This window comes from Streptomyces sp. NPDC014733 (assembly GCF_043083385.1).
Lineage (GTDB): Bacteria > Actinomycetota > Actinomycetes > Streptomycetales > Streptomycetaceae > Streptomyces.
Map to the genome: position 1 here is coordinate 157953 of NZ_JBIBYO010000011.1, position 14146 is coordinate 172098.

General features: G+C 71.5%; 13 protein-coding genes. 1 reads left to right on the forward strand and 12 read right to left on the reverse strand.

From position 1 onward, the window contains the following. The 11 genes from ACF1BH_RS23515 to ACF1BH_RS23565 form a co-directional block, all read right to left on the reverse strand. Nucleotides 1–264, reverse strand: coding sequence for an acyl carrier protein (locus tag ACF1BH_RS23515; protein WP_391645213.1), 264 nt, complete (start codon nt 262–264; stop codon nt 1–3). Between the two features lie 242 nt (nt 265–506). Then, nucleotides 507–1469, reverse strand: coding sequence for a zinc-binding dehydrogenase (locus ACF1BH_RS23520; RefSeq protein ID WP_391645351.1), 963 nt, complete (start codon nt 1467–1469; stop codon nt 507–509). Nucleotides 1470–1471: 2 nt separating this feature from the next. Beyond that, nucleotides 1472–2542 (reverse strand): 3-oxoacyl-ACP synthase III family protein, encoded by a 1071-nt coding sequence (locus ACF1BH_RS23525; RefSeq protein WP_391645215.1) that lies wholly within the window; start codon nt 2540–2542, stop codon nt 1472–1474. 286 nt (nt 2543–2828) lie between these two features. Next, nucleotides 2829–3677, reverse strand: coding sequence for a hypothetical protein (locus ACF1BH_RS23530; RefSeq protein ID WP_391645217.1), 849 nt, complete (start codon nt 3675–3677; stop codon nt 2829–2831). Then, nucleotides 3677–4303, reverse strand: coding sequence for a hypothetical protein (locus ACF1BH_RS23535; protein WP_391645219.1), 627 nt, complete (start codon nt 4301–4303; stop codon nt 3677–3679). Before ACF1BH_RS23535 ends, ACF1BH_RS23530 begins: the two co-directional genes overlap by 1 nt. 58 nt (nt 4304–4361) lie before the next feature. Then, the gene (locus tag ACF1BH_RS23540) at nt 4362–5150 is read right to left on the reverse strand and encodes an AfsA-related hotdog domain-containing protein (RefSeq protein ID WP_391645221.1); all 789 of its coding nucleotides are present in this window, start codon (nt 5148–5150) and stop codon (nt 4362–4364) included. Between the two features lie 252 nt (nt 5151–5402). Next, nucleotides 5403–6176: an HAD family hydrolase gene (locus ACF1BH_RS23545; RefSeq protein WP_391645223.1), complete on the reverse strand. Its 774-nt coding sequence runs from the start codon at nt 6174–6176 to the stop codon at nt 5403–5405. A gap of 446 nt (nt 6177–6622) precedes the next feature. Continuing rightward, a complete protein-coding gene (locus tag ACF1BH_RS23550; RefSeq protein WP_391645225.1) occupies nt 6623–7603 on the reverse strand; it encodes an acyl-CoA dehydrogenase family protein in 981 nt (326 codons plus the stop codon). Continuing rightward, the gene (locus tag ACF1BH_RS23555) at nt 7600–8766 is read right to left on the reverse strand and encodes an acyl-CoA dehydrogenase family protein (protein WP_391645227.1); all 1167 of its coding nucleotides are present in this window, start codon (nt 8764–8766) and stop codon (nt 7600–7602) included. Before ACF1BH_RS23555 ends, ACF1BH_RS23550 begins: the two co-directional genes overlap by 4 nt. A 39-nt stretch (nt 8767–8805) precedes the next feature. After that, the gene (locus ACF1BH_RS23560) at nt 8806–9633 is read right to left on the reverse strand and encodes an enoyl-CoA hydratase/isomerase family protein (RefSeq protein ID WP_391645229.1); all 828 of its coding nucleotides are present in this window, start codon (nt 9631–9633) and stop codon (nt 8806–8808) included. 50 nt (nt 9634–9683) lie between these two features. After that, nucleotides 9684–10865 carry a CaiB/BaiF CoA transferase family protein gene (locus ACF1BH_RS23565; RefSeq protein WP_391645231.1) on the reverse strand — a complete coding sequence of 394 codons (1182 nt, stop codon included), beginning with the start codon at nt 10863–10865 and terminating at the stop codon, nt 9684–9686. 120 nt (nt 10866–10985) lie between these two features. Between ACF1BH_RS23565 and ACF1BH_RS23570 the strand changes: the two genes are divergently transcribed. After that, nucleotides 10986–11906: a LysR family transcriptional regulator gene (locus tag ACF1BH_RS23570; RefSeq protein WP_391645233.1), complete on the forward strand. Its 921-nt coding sequence runs from the start codon at nt 10986–10988 to the stop codon at nt 11904–11906. A gap of 127 nt (nt 11907–12033) precedes the next feature. Here the strand turns inward: ACF1BH_RS23570 and ACF1BH_RS23575 are convergent, their stop codons facing one another. Continuing rightward, nucleotides 12034–13917, reverse strand: a complete 1884-nt coding sequence (locus ACF1BH_RS23575) for an FG-GAP-like repeat-containing protein (protein WP_391645235.1) — start codon at nt 13915–13917, stop codon at nt 12034–12036. Nucleotides 13918–14146 lie beyond the last annotated feature (229 nt).

The window sequence follows — 14146 nt, forward strand, 5'->3', positions numbered from 1 at the left end:
TCACCTGTCCTGAAGGCCGGCCTTCGCGTAAATGGCGTTCAGCGCCTGCCGCAGGCTCTGGGACTCCTCCAGATCCGCGGCGTGCACCTCGATGTCGAATTCCCTGTTGACCGCCTGGCCCAGCTCCGTCACATGGAGCGAGTCCACCCCTAAGTCGTCGAACGAGGCGTCGAGTGTGATCTGGTCGCGCTCGATGCCGAGTTTCTCCAGCACATCGATGACGAATCCTTCGACGGATTCCTTGGTGCGAGAGGGAACTGCCATGGAAAGTCACGCTCCTTGGAGAGGAATTCGATGACCGGTACGGCCGCGAACGGGAAGCTATACCGGTGAATAATTGACCGTCAAGCCCTGTCTTCCGTCCGTGAAGTGGGCTTTTGCCGCATGACTGACAGCCCGTTCCCGAAAGGGAAAGGGGAAGTGCGGAATGCGCAGGCGGCGGTGGCGAGAAATGCTGTGCGACGAGCGGTTCGGCCTCCCTTCGGCAGGCTTTCCGGGTGTGTTTCTCAGGGGGTGAGGACGACTTTCCCGAAGACCGCGCCGTCGGACAGGGCCCGGAAGCCCTCGCGCGCCCGGGACAGCGGCAGCACCCGGTCGATCACCGGGGCGAGCCGGTTCCGTGCGCAGAAGCGGGAGAGCCGCGCCAGCTGGTCCCGGCTGCCGAGAGTGCAGCCGGTGATGGTCAGTTCCCGGAAGAAGACATGGGTCAGCTCCGCGGGCGGCAGCGCTCCGGTGGTCGCGCCGCTGACCACGATGCGGCCACCGTCGCGGACGCTGCGCAACGAGTGCTGCCAGGTGGCCTCGCCCACCGTCTCCATCACCGCGTCGACCCGGCACGGCAGCCGCGCACCCGGCGGAAAGGCCGCCTCGGCGCCGAGCGCCTCGGCCTGTTCACGGCGCTCCGCACTGCGGCTGGTCACCCAGACGCGGTACCCGGCGGCCGACCCCAGCACGGTCAGGGCGGTCGAGACCCCGCCACCCGCGCCCTGCACCAGGACGATCGCGCCGGGCTCCAGCGCCGCCCGGTCGAAGAGCATGCGGTAGGCCGTCAGCCAGGCCCCGGGCAGACAGGCGGCGTCCTCGAAGGACATGCCGGCGGGCTTGGGCACGAGGTTGTCCCGGGGGACGGCCACCCGCTCCGCGAACGTGCCGTCGTGCCGCTCACCGAGCACGGACCACTGCGGGGCCGAACCCTCCCCGCGGCGGGCGCCGTCCCCGATCACCGAGTGGACGAGGACGGGGTTGCCCTCCTCGTCCACCCCGGCCGCGTCCGAGCCGAGCACGACCGGGATGCGCTGGTACGACGGGCCGACGCCGCGCAGCGTCCACAGGTCGTGCCGGTTGAGGGCGGTGGCGCGGACCGTCACGGTCGTCCAGCCCTCGGCGGGCACGGGCTCGCCCCGCTCGCCGAGGTGCAGGCAGCCGAGCGGGTCCCGGGCGTCGGTCCGCACGGCCGACACGGCGAGCATGCTCACCCCCGCCCGTCGTGGCGGAAGCAGGCCGAACCCCAGAGGAAACCGGCACCGATCCCGGACATCATGAGGAGGTCACCGTGCCGGACGCCGCGCGCCATGGTCTCGTGCAGCACGGTGAACATGCTGGCCGCGGCCGTGTTGCCGAACCGGCCGACGGTCGTGGGCGCACGGTTGGCGGGCACCCCCAGGCTCTGCATCGCCTCGTTGATGATGTTGAGGTTCGCCTGGTGCAGCAGGAAGTACCGCACCTCGTCCAGCTCGACCCCGGCGCGCAGCGCCGTCGTCCTGATGCTGTCCGGCAGCTTGCCGGTGGCCATGTTCCACACGGACTTGCCCAGCATCTTCAGATACTGGCCGCGGCCGTCGGCGGTCTCCTGGCTGGTGGGCCGGCGGGAGCCGCCCGCCGGGATCTCCACGTCGTAGGAGAGTTCGTCGCCGGTGTCCCAGGACAGCAGTCCGAAGCCGGGGGCGCCCGGGCCGAGCAGCACCGCCCCGGCGGCGTCGCCGAGGAAGACACGGGTGCCGCGGTCCTGCGGGTCCGTGGCGCGCGATCCGGCGTCGGCGCCGATGACCAGGACGCGGGAGTAGGAGTCGTTCTGCAGGAGGTGGGCGGCGACGAGCAGCGCGTAGATCCCGCCGGCGCAGGCCGCCTGGGTGAGGTCCAGCGGGATGGCGCGGTGTGCGCCCAGCGCCTGTTTGACCATCAGCGCGGTGGAGGGCAGCGGCTGGTCCGGGGTGAACGTCGTCAGCACGATGGCGTCCAGCTCGGACGGGTCGACGCCGCCGCGGGACAGCGCCTGCCGGGCCGCCTCGATGCTCATGTCCGAGGTGGCCATGCCGGGTTCGAGGAAACGCCGTTCCTTGATGCCGGTACGGGAGGTGATCCAGGCGTCGGAGGTGTCGAGGGTCCGGGTCAGTTCCTCGTTGGTCACCACCCGGGGCGGTACGTAGAGCCCGGTCGAAAAGATCCCGACGGGGCGTCTGAGACCGGCCGCGGCATTCTGCGGCCGGGGGGCACTTTCTTTCCCGGGTATGTCTCGTGTCGTCGGAATCAGGCCGTGCGGCATGGGGAACTCCGATCAGTCAGAGGGGTGGCGGAGCGCGAAAGGCCGTCTTTTCCCTGACGGCGGGCAGGGGAATTCCAATGAATGGGTGGCTGCGGAATTCACCGGGGCTCGGCCGTCGTGGGGCGTCGGGCGGTCTGTCGGGGGCGCGGACCGTATCCCGTACGGCCGCCGGAATTCCGGGCGGCCGTACGGAAGTGACGGCTCCGCGCCCGGGGACCGGCGCGCGGGAGGGACGGGAAGGAATTGCGAGAAGTGGGGAGCCCCGGTTCGGGAGTGCCGGTCCGGGTCAGGCGTGGGTGACGAATTCGGTGAAACCCGGGCCGGGCAGCCGCAGTTGGGCGTGGATGTCCGAGCCCAGACCGTGGTGGCCCACGGCGCCGCCGTAGTTCATCTGGTAGCTCATCCACAGGACGACGAAGTTGACGATCCGGTTGCCGGCCGCGGGGGAGTCGGGCGCCGGGAAGGGGTGCGGGAGCCGGGCGTGGTAGCTGCCGTTGCCCGCCTCGTCCGCGATGAAGACATTGGGGACGCCGAACGGGCTGGGGTGCGAGGGGCCGTCCGGGTCGAGATCGCGGCGCCGGATGGCCATGACGGTGTAGAGGCTGTTCGGGATGAGCCCGTGGAACTCCCCGCGGAAGTCCGCCGCGGTGTCCTGCTCCGCCAGTGTCACGGTCAGGCTCCCGCGCGCCTTGACCCACTGGCCCAGCGTCACCGGCTCGGTCACCTTCGGACCGTCCTCCGGCTGCAGGTCCGGGATGGGGACCTGGTGGAACGGATAGCTCGGACGTACCACGTGGAACGGATCGGGCTGCTGCTCCGGGGCCATCACCGCCGTGTAGTTCGAACACGGCAGCGGCAGCGGCAGGGTGCAGAGCACCATCTGCTCATCCTCCGCGGAGAGTTCGTCCGGCAGTTCCCGGATGATCCGGTACGGCGCGTTGGCGCCGAAGGGCGGGAGCACACTGTCGGCGGCGACCAGAGCGCGGCCCCACCCGGTCGTCACCCCGCCACCGGGCAGGGCCCGGTTGATCCCGCCGATGACCACGAAGTGCCCGTCGGCGTTCATGACCTCGCTCGGCGGGTAGAGCGGGCCCTGCGTCGTCATGCTCAGCTCGTACGACCGGGAGCGTGTCATCAGCGGGCCTCCCCGCCGGACGCCCGGCGGTAGATCCGGGTGTAGAGCCCCTCGTCGGTGACGAAGCGGGGGTGTGCCTGCCGGGCGATCTCCGCGTAGCGCTCCGAGGCGAACGTCGGCAGGTACTCCTGCGGCGGGCAGGAGAACCCGGCGACGAACATGACGCCGGGCTCCGTGCTCAGCAGGGAGTGGTAGGCGAGGAACGTCTCGATCCGCTCGGACTTGAGGACCTCGGCGAAGATGGTCCCCTCCCGCCACGACAGGTACTCCTCGTGGACCGGAGGCTTGACCTCGACATGGCGCAGCTGGATGTACGGCGTGTCCGGCAGCTCCTCGGCCGCGGGCTTCGGCGCCCCCACGAACTCCAGTACCTGGCGGCGGACATCGCCCGTGGCCAGCGGGGCCAGTGCGGTGCGCAGCTCACGCCAGCGGTCGGTGCGGTCGGCGAGATGGGCGAGCCCGGTCAGGGGGGTCAGCTCCAGGACGGCCGGCGCCTCCGTGCTCTCGTAGAGCACGCTGCCGTGGTCCCCGGCGGCGCGGTTGCGGTCCTGCCAGACGGCGAGCGCCTCCTGGGCGGCCTCTCTTTCGACGGGTACCTCTGTCACCAGAAGCAGGGGGGAAGTCATCGCAGGCGTTCCCTTTCATGGCGTGCGGGGCAATGGATTGCTGGTCGCGCCGGCCGGCTCACTCGGCGACCGCGAGTTCGGGTGGCGCGGGCAGCCGCTTGAGCGCGTACCGCACGGCCCGCTCGGCACCGCGGCGCTCCTTGCGCGCCATCACCGCGGCGGGCAGCGCCGTACCCGTCATCCGTACGGAGGCGACGTGCAGGGCCGCCTGCCGGAAGGTGACCTCGATGTCGAAGAGCAGCAGCTCGGGGTCGGTCAGGTCGGCCTGGAGCACCTCGCAGTCGAGGGTGGCGTCCAGCGGGAAGAGGAAGTTGCGGAAGCTGGTCTCCAGGCGGGCGAAGACATGGCTGTAGCGGTGTTCCGGACGGTGGCAGGTGTAGTAGCGCTCGCAGACGGCGACATACATCTGCCGCGCGGCCTCCAGCACGACCATGCCCTGGACATGGCTCGCCTGGTGATCGAGCTGCAGCTCCTGATCGTTGTGGAGCCGCAGCGAGGAGCGGAAGGCGGTCTCGGAGCGGCGGGTCAGCCCCGCGATGAGGACGTTGCTCTCGCGGTGTTTGTGCGTCTCGGTGTGGTTGCCCAGCCGCCCCCGCGGGCTGCGTTCGATCACGGTGCGCACGGGGGCGTCACCGCGCCGCAATTCCTCCTGGATACGGTCCCAGTCGTAGGCGGTGACGCCTTGTCCCTCGGCGAGGATCAGGGTGTCGCCGCCGTCCGCATTCCGGTAGGCACCGGCCCGCAATTGGTCGATGAACCGGGAGACGGTAACGGCGGATGTCTGGTCGGCAAAGGCGTCGTAACGGTCGCCGACGATGAAGAGAGTGGTCGTTTCACTTTCTGACATGCGAGAATTCCATTCAGCACATGGCCGGCAGGCGTCAACACCCGTGCGCCGTTGCACGGTGTACGTCAATTGAATTCCGGGAGAGGCCGACAAGGGCGCTCCGGCGGCACCGGTGAGGCGGGGCTCCTGCCGTGTGCGACGGGAAGTCGGAGACGGCTGAGGAGTGTGCCTTCAAGGGCCGTACGTGCGATGCACGTCGTGGTCACGCTTCTTCCCCCTTTCCGCAAGGGAGAATTCGTGAAGGGGAAGTGATCAGGGGTCCGTTCTTCCGGGACCGTCCCGTCGTCCGCCGGTCGCCGGCAGGATGCTCCCGCCGTGGCGCCGGACATGGGCACCCAGCACCGGGTCGTCGCCGACGGCCACCGGGTGCCCCACCGAGGACAGCATGGCGAGATCGCTGGAGTGGTCCCCGTACGCCCAGCAGTCCGCCGCCGCGAGGCCGAACCCGGCGATCGTCCGCTCGACGGCGACGGCCTTGGCCTTGCCGATCATCGCCGTGCCGATCTCCCCGGTGAACGCGCCGTCCTCACCGACCAGCGGATCCGAGCAGAGCGTCAGGTCCACCCCGAAGTCCGCACCGAGCGGTCCCAGGCAGGCCGCGAAGCCGCCCGAGACCAGGACGATGCGGTCGCCCGCGGCCCGGTGGCGGGCGAGTGCGCGGACGGTCGCCGTCACGAACGCGTCCGGCCCCTTGCGGTACCCGGCGTACCACTCGCGGCCGGCGGCCATGAGTTCGGCGGCGGGCACGCCCGCGAAATGGGTGTAGTAGAGACGGTTGCCCTCCTCGCGGGGCATCCGCGCGGCCATCGCCCGCAGTGCGTCGGCTCTTCGCCGGTACAGCGTGCCGTCGTCCCCGTTCCGCGCCAGCCAGTGACGCAGGAATGCAAACATGCTCTTTGCAGTGATGAGTGTTTCGTCAACATCGAAGAATGCCGCCGCCCGCGGACTTCCGCCCGTCGGACGCCGCTCCTGCACGGCGTCTTCCGCCTGTTCGCCTTCCGGGGGTATTCCGGACCCGTCACTCACAGCGCCTACCTCCGTCGGGCGATGCGAATCCACCGGGCGGAAGGAAAGACCCGTGGGGCAGGCATCACCGCAGTGCGATGTCGTGTCTCTTCAGTCTCAGCCCTCACAGGAGGCGACGCAGCTTACCTTTCGGCCAGCTTCAAAAGTCGGGGCGCTGTCCCGTACAAGCGTTGCCGGTAAGTCACGGGTAACTTGCCGGGGGTGACGGGAAAGGTCCGGGTAGACATCTTCATATGTCTTCGTACAGGTGAACGGCTTTGTCCGGCGGGCTCCGGCGCCGTGCTGTACTGTGCGCCCGGCCATCCGGCGGCGGAGGCCGGAAGCCGACCTTGCCGATCACGGGCCGAGGCGGGGCGCCCATGATCGGAGGGCGGCCCGCCTCGGCCCGGGACCGCGCGCGAAGGCCCCGCGGCGCGTCCGGCAGCCGTGGGGCCTTCGCGCGCCGGTCAGCCGCCGGTCACCCGCGGCCACAACTGCTCACCGGCGCCGTCCAGCACGTACCGGCCGATCCGCTGCTGCCAGGACCGTTCGCCACCGTCCTCGTCGCGCCAGGACCACAGGCGGGTGGTGGCCAGGTGGAGCGGGCTGAGTTCGGTGAAGCCGATCGCGCCGTGCAGCTGGTGGGCGATGCGGGTGATCTCGGCGACCGAGGCGGCGGCCTGCGCGGCGGCGACCCACGCCGGGAACTCCGCGGACCCCGGCGCCGCCAGGGCGGACGCGGCCGCCTCGACGGCCGCGGTGACCAGGGCCGCCTCCTCGACGAGCTTCGCCTCCTCCTGCTTGACGGCCTGGAAACGGCTCAGCGGCCGGCCGAACTGCCGGCGGGAGGAGGTGTGCGCGACCGTCAGCTCGACACAGCGGCGGGCCGCTCCGGCGATCAGTGCGGCCCGCGCCAGCCCGGAGCGCCACGCGGCCTCCCGGACCAGCGCGGCCGGAACGCGGCGGACCCGCTCGGCGGGGACGGTCACCTCGCGGAGCACGAGGTCGTCCCGGGGCTCGCCCGCCAGGTTCGCGCCCGCCGACTGCCACCACTCGGCCGCTTCGAGGACGAAGATCACCGGACCGCCGTGCGGCCCTTCGGTCAGTACGACCGCGGCGTCGGCGGCCCGGGCCCACGGCACCCGGTGCAGCGTGCCGCTGACCCGCAGGGCGTCATCGGTGCCCGCCGCCCCCGACGGGCCGACCCTGCTGTCGGTGTCCACATGGGCGAACCGCACGTCCAGCGGGCCGGTCGCCACCGTCAGCGGGCCGTCCGGGACGGCGAGCCCGGCGGCGGCCAGCAGCGGCCGGGCGACGAGCAGCGTCTCGGCGAGCGGCCCCGGGGCGCCGCGGTACCCGGCGTCCCGGGCCAGGGCCACCAGGGTGGCCGGGGCGGTGTCGAGCGGCGGCAGGGCGGCGGTGTCGGGGGCGGGGGACTCGGTGCTCATCGGGACAGCTCCAGACCTCGGGTGATGATGCCGCGCAGGATCTCGTTGGTGCCACCGCGCAGCGTGTAGCCCGGCGCGTGCAGAATCGCGGTGGCCAGCAGCTCGGGGAAGCTGCCGGGGGTGGCGTCGGAGCGGGCGGCGGTCGGCAGGATCTCCCGGACCTCGTTGACGAGTTCGCCCTCGAAGCGGGTCCCGAGATCCTTGACCAGCGCCGCCTGCACGTCGGCCGGGCGGCCGGCCGCCGACGCCGCGGCCACCCCCGACGACAGCTGCCGGAGCGACGCCAGGCGCGCGACGAGGCGGCCCACCCGGGCCTGCTGCGCGGGGTCGGCCCCGCCGGTCCGCCGGATCTGGTCCACCAGGGCGGTCAGCAGCGGCAGCGTGGACAGGAAACGCTCGGGCCCGCCGCGCTCCAGGGCCAGTTCCCCGGTGACCTGCTGCCAGCCGTCGCCCGGGCGACCGAGCAACGCGTCGTCGGCGAGTTCGACGTCGTCCAAGTGGCAGGAGTTGAAGGTGTGCTCACCGCTGAGCAGACGGATCGGCTCGACCCGGACACGCGGATCGCGCAGATCGACGAGGAACTGGCTCAGCCCGGCATGGGGGTCCGCCGATTCCTGGGTCCGGGCGAGCACGATCGCATAGTCGTTGACGTGCGCACCGCCCGTCCACATCTTGGTGCCGGTCAACCGCCAGCCGTCGGCGGTCCGCTCCGCCCGCGTCCGGACCGAGGCCAGATCCGAACCGCTTTCCTGCTCACTCATGCCGATCGAGAAGAAGCACCTGCCGGCGGCGATCCGGGGCAGGAAGCGGTTCCGCTGCGCCTCGGTGCCGTGGCGCAGGATCGTCGGCCCGGCCTGCCGGTCGGCGACCCAGTGGGCCGAGACCGGAGCGCCGGCGGCCAGCAACTCCTCCAGTACGACATGGCGTTCGAGAGTGCTGCGCCCGCCGCCGCCGTACTCCCGCGGCAGCGTCATACCGACCCAGCCGCGCTGGGCCAGGCGGCGGCTGAACGCGGGGTCCCAGCCGGTCAGCCAGGAATCGGGCCGCCCGAGGACGGTGCCTGCGGCGCGCTCCGCGGCGAGGAAGTCGCGGACCTCCTGCCGCAACTGCCGGACGCTCGGGGGAAGGTGTACGGCCCTGACATCGAGGGCGGAGAGGGGCATGGGGTGCTCCTTGGCGAGATCTGTGGTGTGTGGTGGTGGTCAGGCGCCCGTGAAGTGCGGGCGGCGGTGCTCCCGGCGGGCCCGGACGCCTTCGCGGAAGTCGTCGGTGGTCGTCGTCACCGACTGGGCGAGCCCTTCCCAGGCCAGCGCCTGCTCGACGGTGGGCTGCCCCTGGGCCAGGCCGCTCCTGGTCAGGCGGACCGCCAGCGGGGCCGCCGCGGCGATCTCGTCGGCCACGTCGAGCGCGGCCCGCAGGACCTGATCGGCGGGGAGCGCCTCGTGCACCATGCCGAGGTCGGCGGCGCGCGCGCCGCTGATCAGCCGTCCGGTCAGCAGCAGTTCCCGGGCCCGAGCCGGGCCGACGGCCTCCGCGAGCAGGGCGGTGGTGGCCATGCCCGGGTGCAGACCGAGGCGGACGAACGGCGCACCGAGCTTCGCCTCGGCCGCGGCGTACCGCAGGTCGCAGGCGAGGGCCAGGGCCAGTCCGGCGCCCACCGCGTGGCCGTTGACCGCCGCCACGGTGGGGACGGGCAGGTCACGGACGGCCAGCCAGGTCCGGTAGAAGTCCGACAGCCGGTCCCGGGCGTCGGTGAGCCCCCGGCCGTGCTGATCGGCGAGTTCTCCCAGGTCGGCGCCGGAGCAGAACGCGGGGCCGGTGCCGGTGACCACCACGGCGCGCAGCTCGGTGTCCTGGCGCAGGGACCGCATGGCGCGCCGCCACTGTGCGGTCAGCCGGGCGCTCATCGGGTTGCGTCGGGCGGGGTCGTCGAAGGTGAGCACCGCGACGCCGTTCGGCCGGTGCTCGATGCGCAGCGGCTCCCGCTCGTCGGGTGCGTCCGGTGCGTCCAGGGGGGGTTGCTCGTTCACGGGTCCTCGATCCGTTCCGTGGGTGGGGGAGAGGGCGGGCCGCCGGCGGCTCAGGCCGTCGGCCGGTGGCCGATCTCGGCGAGTACCTCGTCGGTGTGTTCGCCCAGGTGCGGGCAGTGCCGGTGCAGTCCGGCCGGGGTGGCCCCGAAGCGCACGGGCTGGCCGATGAGGCGGTAGCCGCCCTCGGTGGGGTGCTCGGCCTCCTGGAGCAGATCGCCCTCGGTGGCGTAGGCGCTGGTGGCGGCCTCCGCCAGGCTCAGCACCGGGGCGGCGGGGATCCCGGCCGTGTCGCAGAACTCCTGCCACTCCGCCGAGGTGTGCCGTTCCGTCAACCCGCCCAGCAGGTCGTAAAGTGCGTCGGCGTTGCGGGCGCGTGCGGCGTACGAGGCGAAGCGCGGGTCGTCGGCCAGTTCGGGGCGGCCGATGTGGGCGAAGAAGTCCCGCCAGTTGCGGTCGCTGTAGGGCAGGATGCACATCCAGCCGTCCGCAGTGCGGGAGGCGGTGCGGCGCGGGCTGAGCGCCCGCGGGTAGCCGATCGGCCCCTCGGGCGGGGTGAGGGTCGCTGCCGCCAGGTGCTCGACGAGGTTGAAGGCCAGCATGGTGTCGGCCATCGGCACCTCGATGTGCTGGCCCTGGCCGGTGCGGTCGCGGTGGTGGAGCGCGGCGAGTACCGACTGCACGATCACCAGACCGCAGATCTTGTCGGCCAGCACCGTGGGCACGTAGGAGGGGACGCCGCTGACCTGCTCGTTCAGCCACACCAGCCCGGAGGCGGCCTGGACCACGTCGTCGTAGGCGGGGTGGCCGCCGAGGGCGGAGTCGCTGCGGAAGCCCTGGGCGTTGAGGTAGATCAGCCCGGAGGTGACGGCCGCGACGTCCTCGTAGGTCAGACCGAGGCGGCGCAGGGCCTGCGGACGGACGTTGGTGAGGAAGATGTCCGCGGTCGCCAGGAGCGCGAGGAGCGCGTCGCGGCCGCCGGGGGTCTTGAGGTCGAGGGTGACGCTGCGCTTGTTGCGGTTGAGGTTGAGGGTCAGCACCCCCATACCGGGGCTGCGGGTCGGCGGGTAGTGGCGGGTCAGATCACCGGTCGGCGGTTCGACCTTGATGACGTCCGCCCCGAGGTCGCCGAGCTGCTGGGCCGCGTACGGGCCCATGATCACGCCGGCCAGCTCCACCACCCGCACACCGTGCAGCGGACCGACGCCGGTGTCCGCTTCCCACCCTGTTGACATGGCATGTCTCCGTCTCCACCGGGACCGGCTTCGTACGCCGGCCCGTTGATGGACAGTCAATTCCTCCGCATGCCATATCGTCCAATACTTCCTACCGGCACCTTCCATATTCTGTGACCTATGGAATTGACCCAGCGCCTCCTTGAGCAGGTCGTCGTGCTCGCCGAGGAACAGCACTTCGGCCGCGCCGCCGAACGGCTCGCCATCCGGCAGCCACCCCTCAGCCAGGCGATCCAACGGCTGGAGCGTGGCCTCGGGGTCACCCTCTTCGACCGGCTTCCCCGCGGCGTCCGGCTCACCCCGGCCGGGCGTGCGTTCGCCGAGGACGCCCGGCGGCTGCTCGACGCGCAGGCGGCGGCCGTGGACCGGGCCCGGCGGATCGCCGCCGGACACGAGGGCGAACTCCGGCTCGGGTTCATCAGCAGCCTCGGCTACGGCCTCCTGCCGCGCCTGCTGCGCCGCACCCACGCCGAACTCCCCGGTCTCCGGCTGCACCTGGGACAGCACCCTTCCGCGGAGCTGATCGACCGGCTCCGGGCCGGGGCGGTCGACCTCGCCCTGGTCCGGCTCCCCGTCACCGGCACGGACCGGCTGACCGTCCGGCGGATCGGCGTGGAACGGCTGGTGGCGGTCCTCCCCGAAGAGCATCCGCTCACCGCCGCACCCTGCCTCGACCTGCGGGAACTCGCCGAGGAACCGTTCGCGCTGCCCAAGCCGGGCGCGCTGCCCGGGCTCTCCGAACAGATCGCGCTCGCCTGCGCACAGGCCGGCTTCACCCCGCGGCCGGGCGGCCGGGCGGATGACCTGCCGGGGCTGCTCAGCCATGTCGCCGCCGGGCTGTGCGTGGCGCTCGCCCCGGAGCAGATACGCACCCTGGGCATCCCGGGCGTGGTCCACCGCCCCCTGCACGGCGATTCCCCCTACCTGGAGACCGCGGTCGCCGCCGTGCACCGCGCGGACGGCCCCGACGCCGCCGTACACCAGGTCCTGAAGCTGCTCGACGACTGCCACGCGCCGGACGGGCCCGCGGCGGACGCCTGAGTAAGCCGCCCACCGGCTGCGCCGCGACCCACAGCCCACCGATGCGATTCCCCGTCAGATGCTTCGTGCCTCGAACCAATGCCGGGTACGGGGCGTGGTCATGCGGGGGCGTGGCCGCGGGGCGGTCTCAGGCGTGGTAGGTGGCGAAGTCGTTCTCCGTACTCGTGTTCAGCTGGACGTGGACGCCGCCCTTCCGGTCGATGTATACGAGATCGGCCTTGTGATCCCCGTCGACGTCGACGAACTGGATCCGCTCCGCAGGGGCGCCGGTGTCCTTCATGAACCTGCCCATGTCGAAGGGGTGCTGCGACGCCTCGTACCCCTTGTTGATCCAGGCCCGTGCCCCGCCGTGGGGGGTGATGAGGATCTGGTCGGCATATCCGTCCCCGTTGATGTCGGCGAATTTCAACGGGTGAGGACTCTGGAGGGGCCAGCCGATCTGCTGCGGCGGTGACCAGTCCAGGAATGTCCGGCCGTGCTCGGTCTTGAAGCCCTGGTTGTACCGGACCTGCACCGTGCCGTCCTTGTCCACCAGCAGGTGGTCGACTCTCTTGTCGCCGTTGAGGTCGGCGAACTGGATCTGGGTGGTCTTCTTGATGTCCAGCCTGCTCCCGGTGGAGCCCTCCGTGAAGACGTCGGCGACGGCGTCCCGCTTCTTCGCGCACATGCGTGCGCCGCCGGGAGCGCCCTCGACCCAGGTACGGACGCTCACCCTGCCGGTCCGGTCGGCCACCAGGCAGTCGGGCCAGGTGTCCCCGTCGATGTCGCCGAAGCGCAGGGCGTCGCCGTCCGCTCCGGGATCAGGGGTGTAGGAGTTGTGCCCCTTCTCGCCGTACAGCAAGTCCTTTCCTTTGATACCGCCGTTCCACCAGAACTGGAATTTCTGGTCCTTGCCGACCGCCACGTAATCCGCCTTGCCGTCCAGGTTGATGTCGACCAGCCAGAAGGCGGTACCGGCCGGGAATCTGCCGGGCGGGGTGACGCCGTTCTGCTTCGGCTTCGGATCGGCAGGGCCCGTATCGGTGGGCTCGGCGAGAGGCGTGCTGTCGTCGGGCGGGAGGACGGGGTCAGGTGAGCTGAGGCCGCTGGGGGCGAGGCCGTCGGCGGTCGACCTCCACGGCAGGGGGGCGAAGAGCAGGACCGGCACGGCGACCGCCAGGGCGGCGACCGCGGCGACGGTGACCGTCCGGCGCCGCCGCTTCCGGTCGGGTTCCGCCCTGCCGGAGGCGGGCGCGTCCGGGGGAGTCCACGGCGTGGACGGCGGCGGGAACGGGTTCGGCGGTCCGGTGCCGGAGGCGCTCGGCTCGTGGGGTGTGGCGAGCAGGAGACGGCGCAGCGCGGTGAAGGTCCGGTGCCGGGGCGAGTCGGCCTTGAGGATGCTGGAGTGATCGCCCGGCAGGGCGGAGGCGTCAGGGAAGACCGACTGCGCCGAGGCGCGGGACACCACACCGTCGCTCTCACCCGCGTACACTGACACCGGAATCGGGCAGGTCCGCTCGGTGACCTCGGTGGCGTGCACGACATCGCGCAGGACCGTCCGCAGCGTCGCGCCGACCTGATCGCTGAGCGGCCGCAGATCCTTCTCCTGCGGATGACGCCGGCCCAGGGCGCGCCGGCGCAGCGACAGCAGCAGCTCGGAGCCGTTGCTCGGGCAGGCGATCATGACCAGCCGCTGGATCCGCGCCAGCTCGGCGCCTCTGCCGTCCTGGAGCATCCGGGCCAGATACCGCTGGGCGACCAGCCCCCCTTGACTGTGGGTGAGCAGCAACAGCCGGTCGAACGCGCCGGCTTCGGTGGCCAGATACTCCTTCAGGCTGTCGGCGACGGTGTCGAGCGACGGAAAGACCCGCAACGGATGGAGCGGCAACAGCCCGGTGGCGTACTCGAAAGCCAGTGGCTCGACGAAACCGAGATCCCGGTCCGCGGCGATCAAGCCGCGCAACGGCTCCCACACCTTCGGACCGGACATGATTCCGTGGACCATCACCAGTCCCAGCCGGCTGTCCCCCACGACGCCAACCCCTTCGGCTCAGAGAAATGAAAGCCTTACCCTAATCCGCTTCCTCACCCGCCATGACGGACGAACTGCCGTACGAAAAGGGGGTGTTGGGCCGAAAATCGATGCGCTGAAGGCAGCCGACGACGCCGTCACGGGGTTGACGGCGAAGGCCGGGAGCCGGGCGAGCGGCGGACCGCGAACAGCGGGAACCGGCGGGATGTCCCACCCGGACGGGCCACCC

What these genes read in the sequence shown, in the direction of transcription:
- ACF1BH_RS23515 (WP_391645213.1), bottom strand. Translation starts at nt 264, where the DNA reads ATGGCAGTTCCCTCTCGCACCAAGGAATCCGTCGAAGGATTCGTCATC.
- ACF1BH_RS23520 (WP_391645351.1), bottom strand. Translation starts at nt 1,469, where the DNA reads ATGCTCGCCGTGTCGGCCGTGCGGACCGACGCCCGGGACCCGCTCGGC.
- ACF1BH_RS23525 (WP_391645215.1), bottom strand. Translation starts at nt 2,542, where the DNA reads ATGCCGCACGGCCTGATTCCGACGACACGAGACATACCCGGGAAAGAA.
- ACF1BH_RS23530 (WP_391645217.1), bottom strand. Translation starts at nt 3,677, where the DNA reads ATGACACGCTCCCGGTCGTACGAGCTGAGCATGACGACGCAGGGCCCG.
- ACF1BH_RS23535 (WP_391645219.1), bottom strand. Translation starts at nt 4,303, where the DNA reads ATGACTTCCCCCCTGCTTCTGGTGACAGAGGTACCCGTCGAAAGAGAG.
- ACF1BH_RS23540 (WP_391645221.1), bottom strand. Translation starts at nt 5,150, where the DNA reads ATGTCAGAAAGTGAAACGACCACTCTCTTCATCGTCGGCGACCGTTAC.
- ACF1BH_RS23550 (WP_391645225.1), bottom strand. Translation starts at nt 7,603, where the DNA reads ATGAGCACCGAGTCCCCCGCCCCCGACACCGCCGCCCTGCCGCCGCTC.
- ACF1BH_RS23555 (WP_391645227.1), bottom strand. Translation starts at nt 8,766, where the DNA reads ATGCCCCTCTCCGCCCTCGATGTCAGGGCCGTACACCTTCCCCCGAGC.
- ACF1BH_RS23565 (WP_391645231.1), bottom strand. Translation starts at nt 10,865, where the DNA reads ATGTCAACAGGGTGGGAAGCGGACACCGGCGTCGGTCCGCTGCACGGT.
- ACF1BH_RS23570 (WP_391645233.1), top strand. Translation starts at nt 10,986, where the DNA reads ATGGAATTGACCCAGCGCCTCCTTGAGCAGGTCGTCGTGCTCGCCGAG.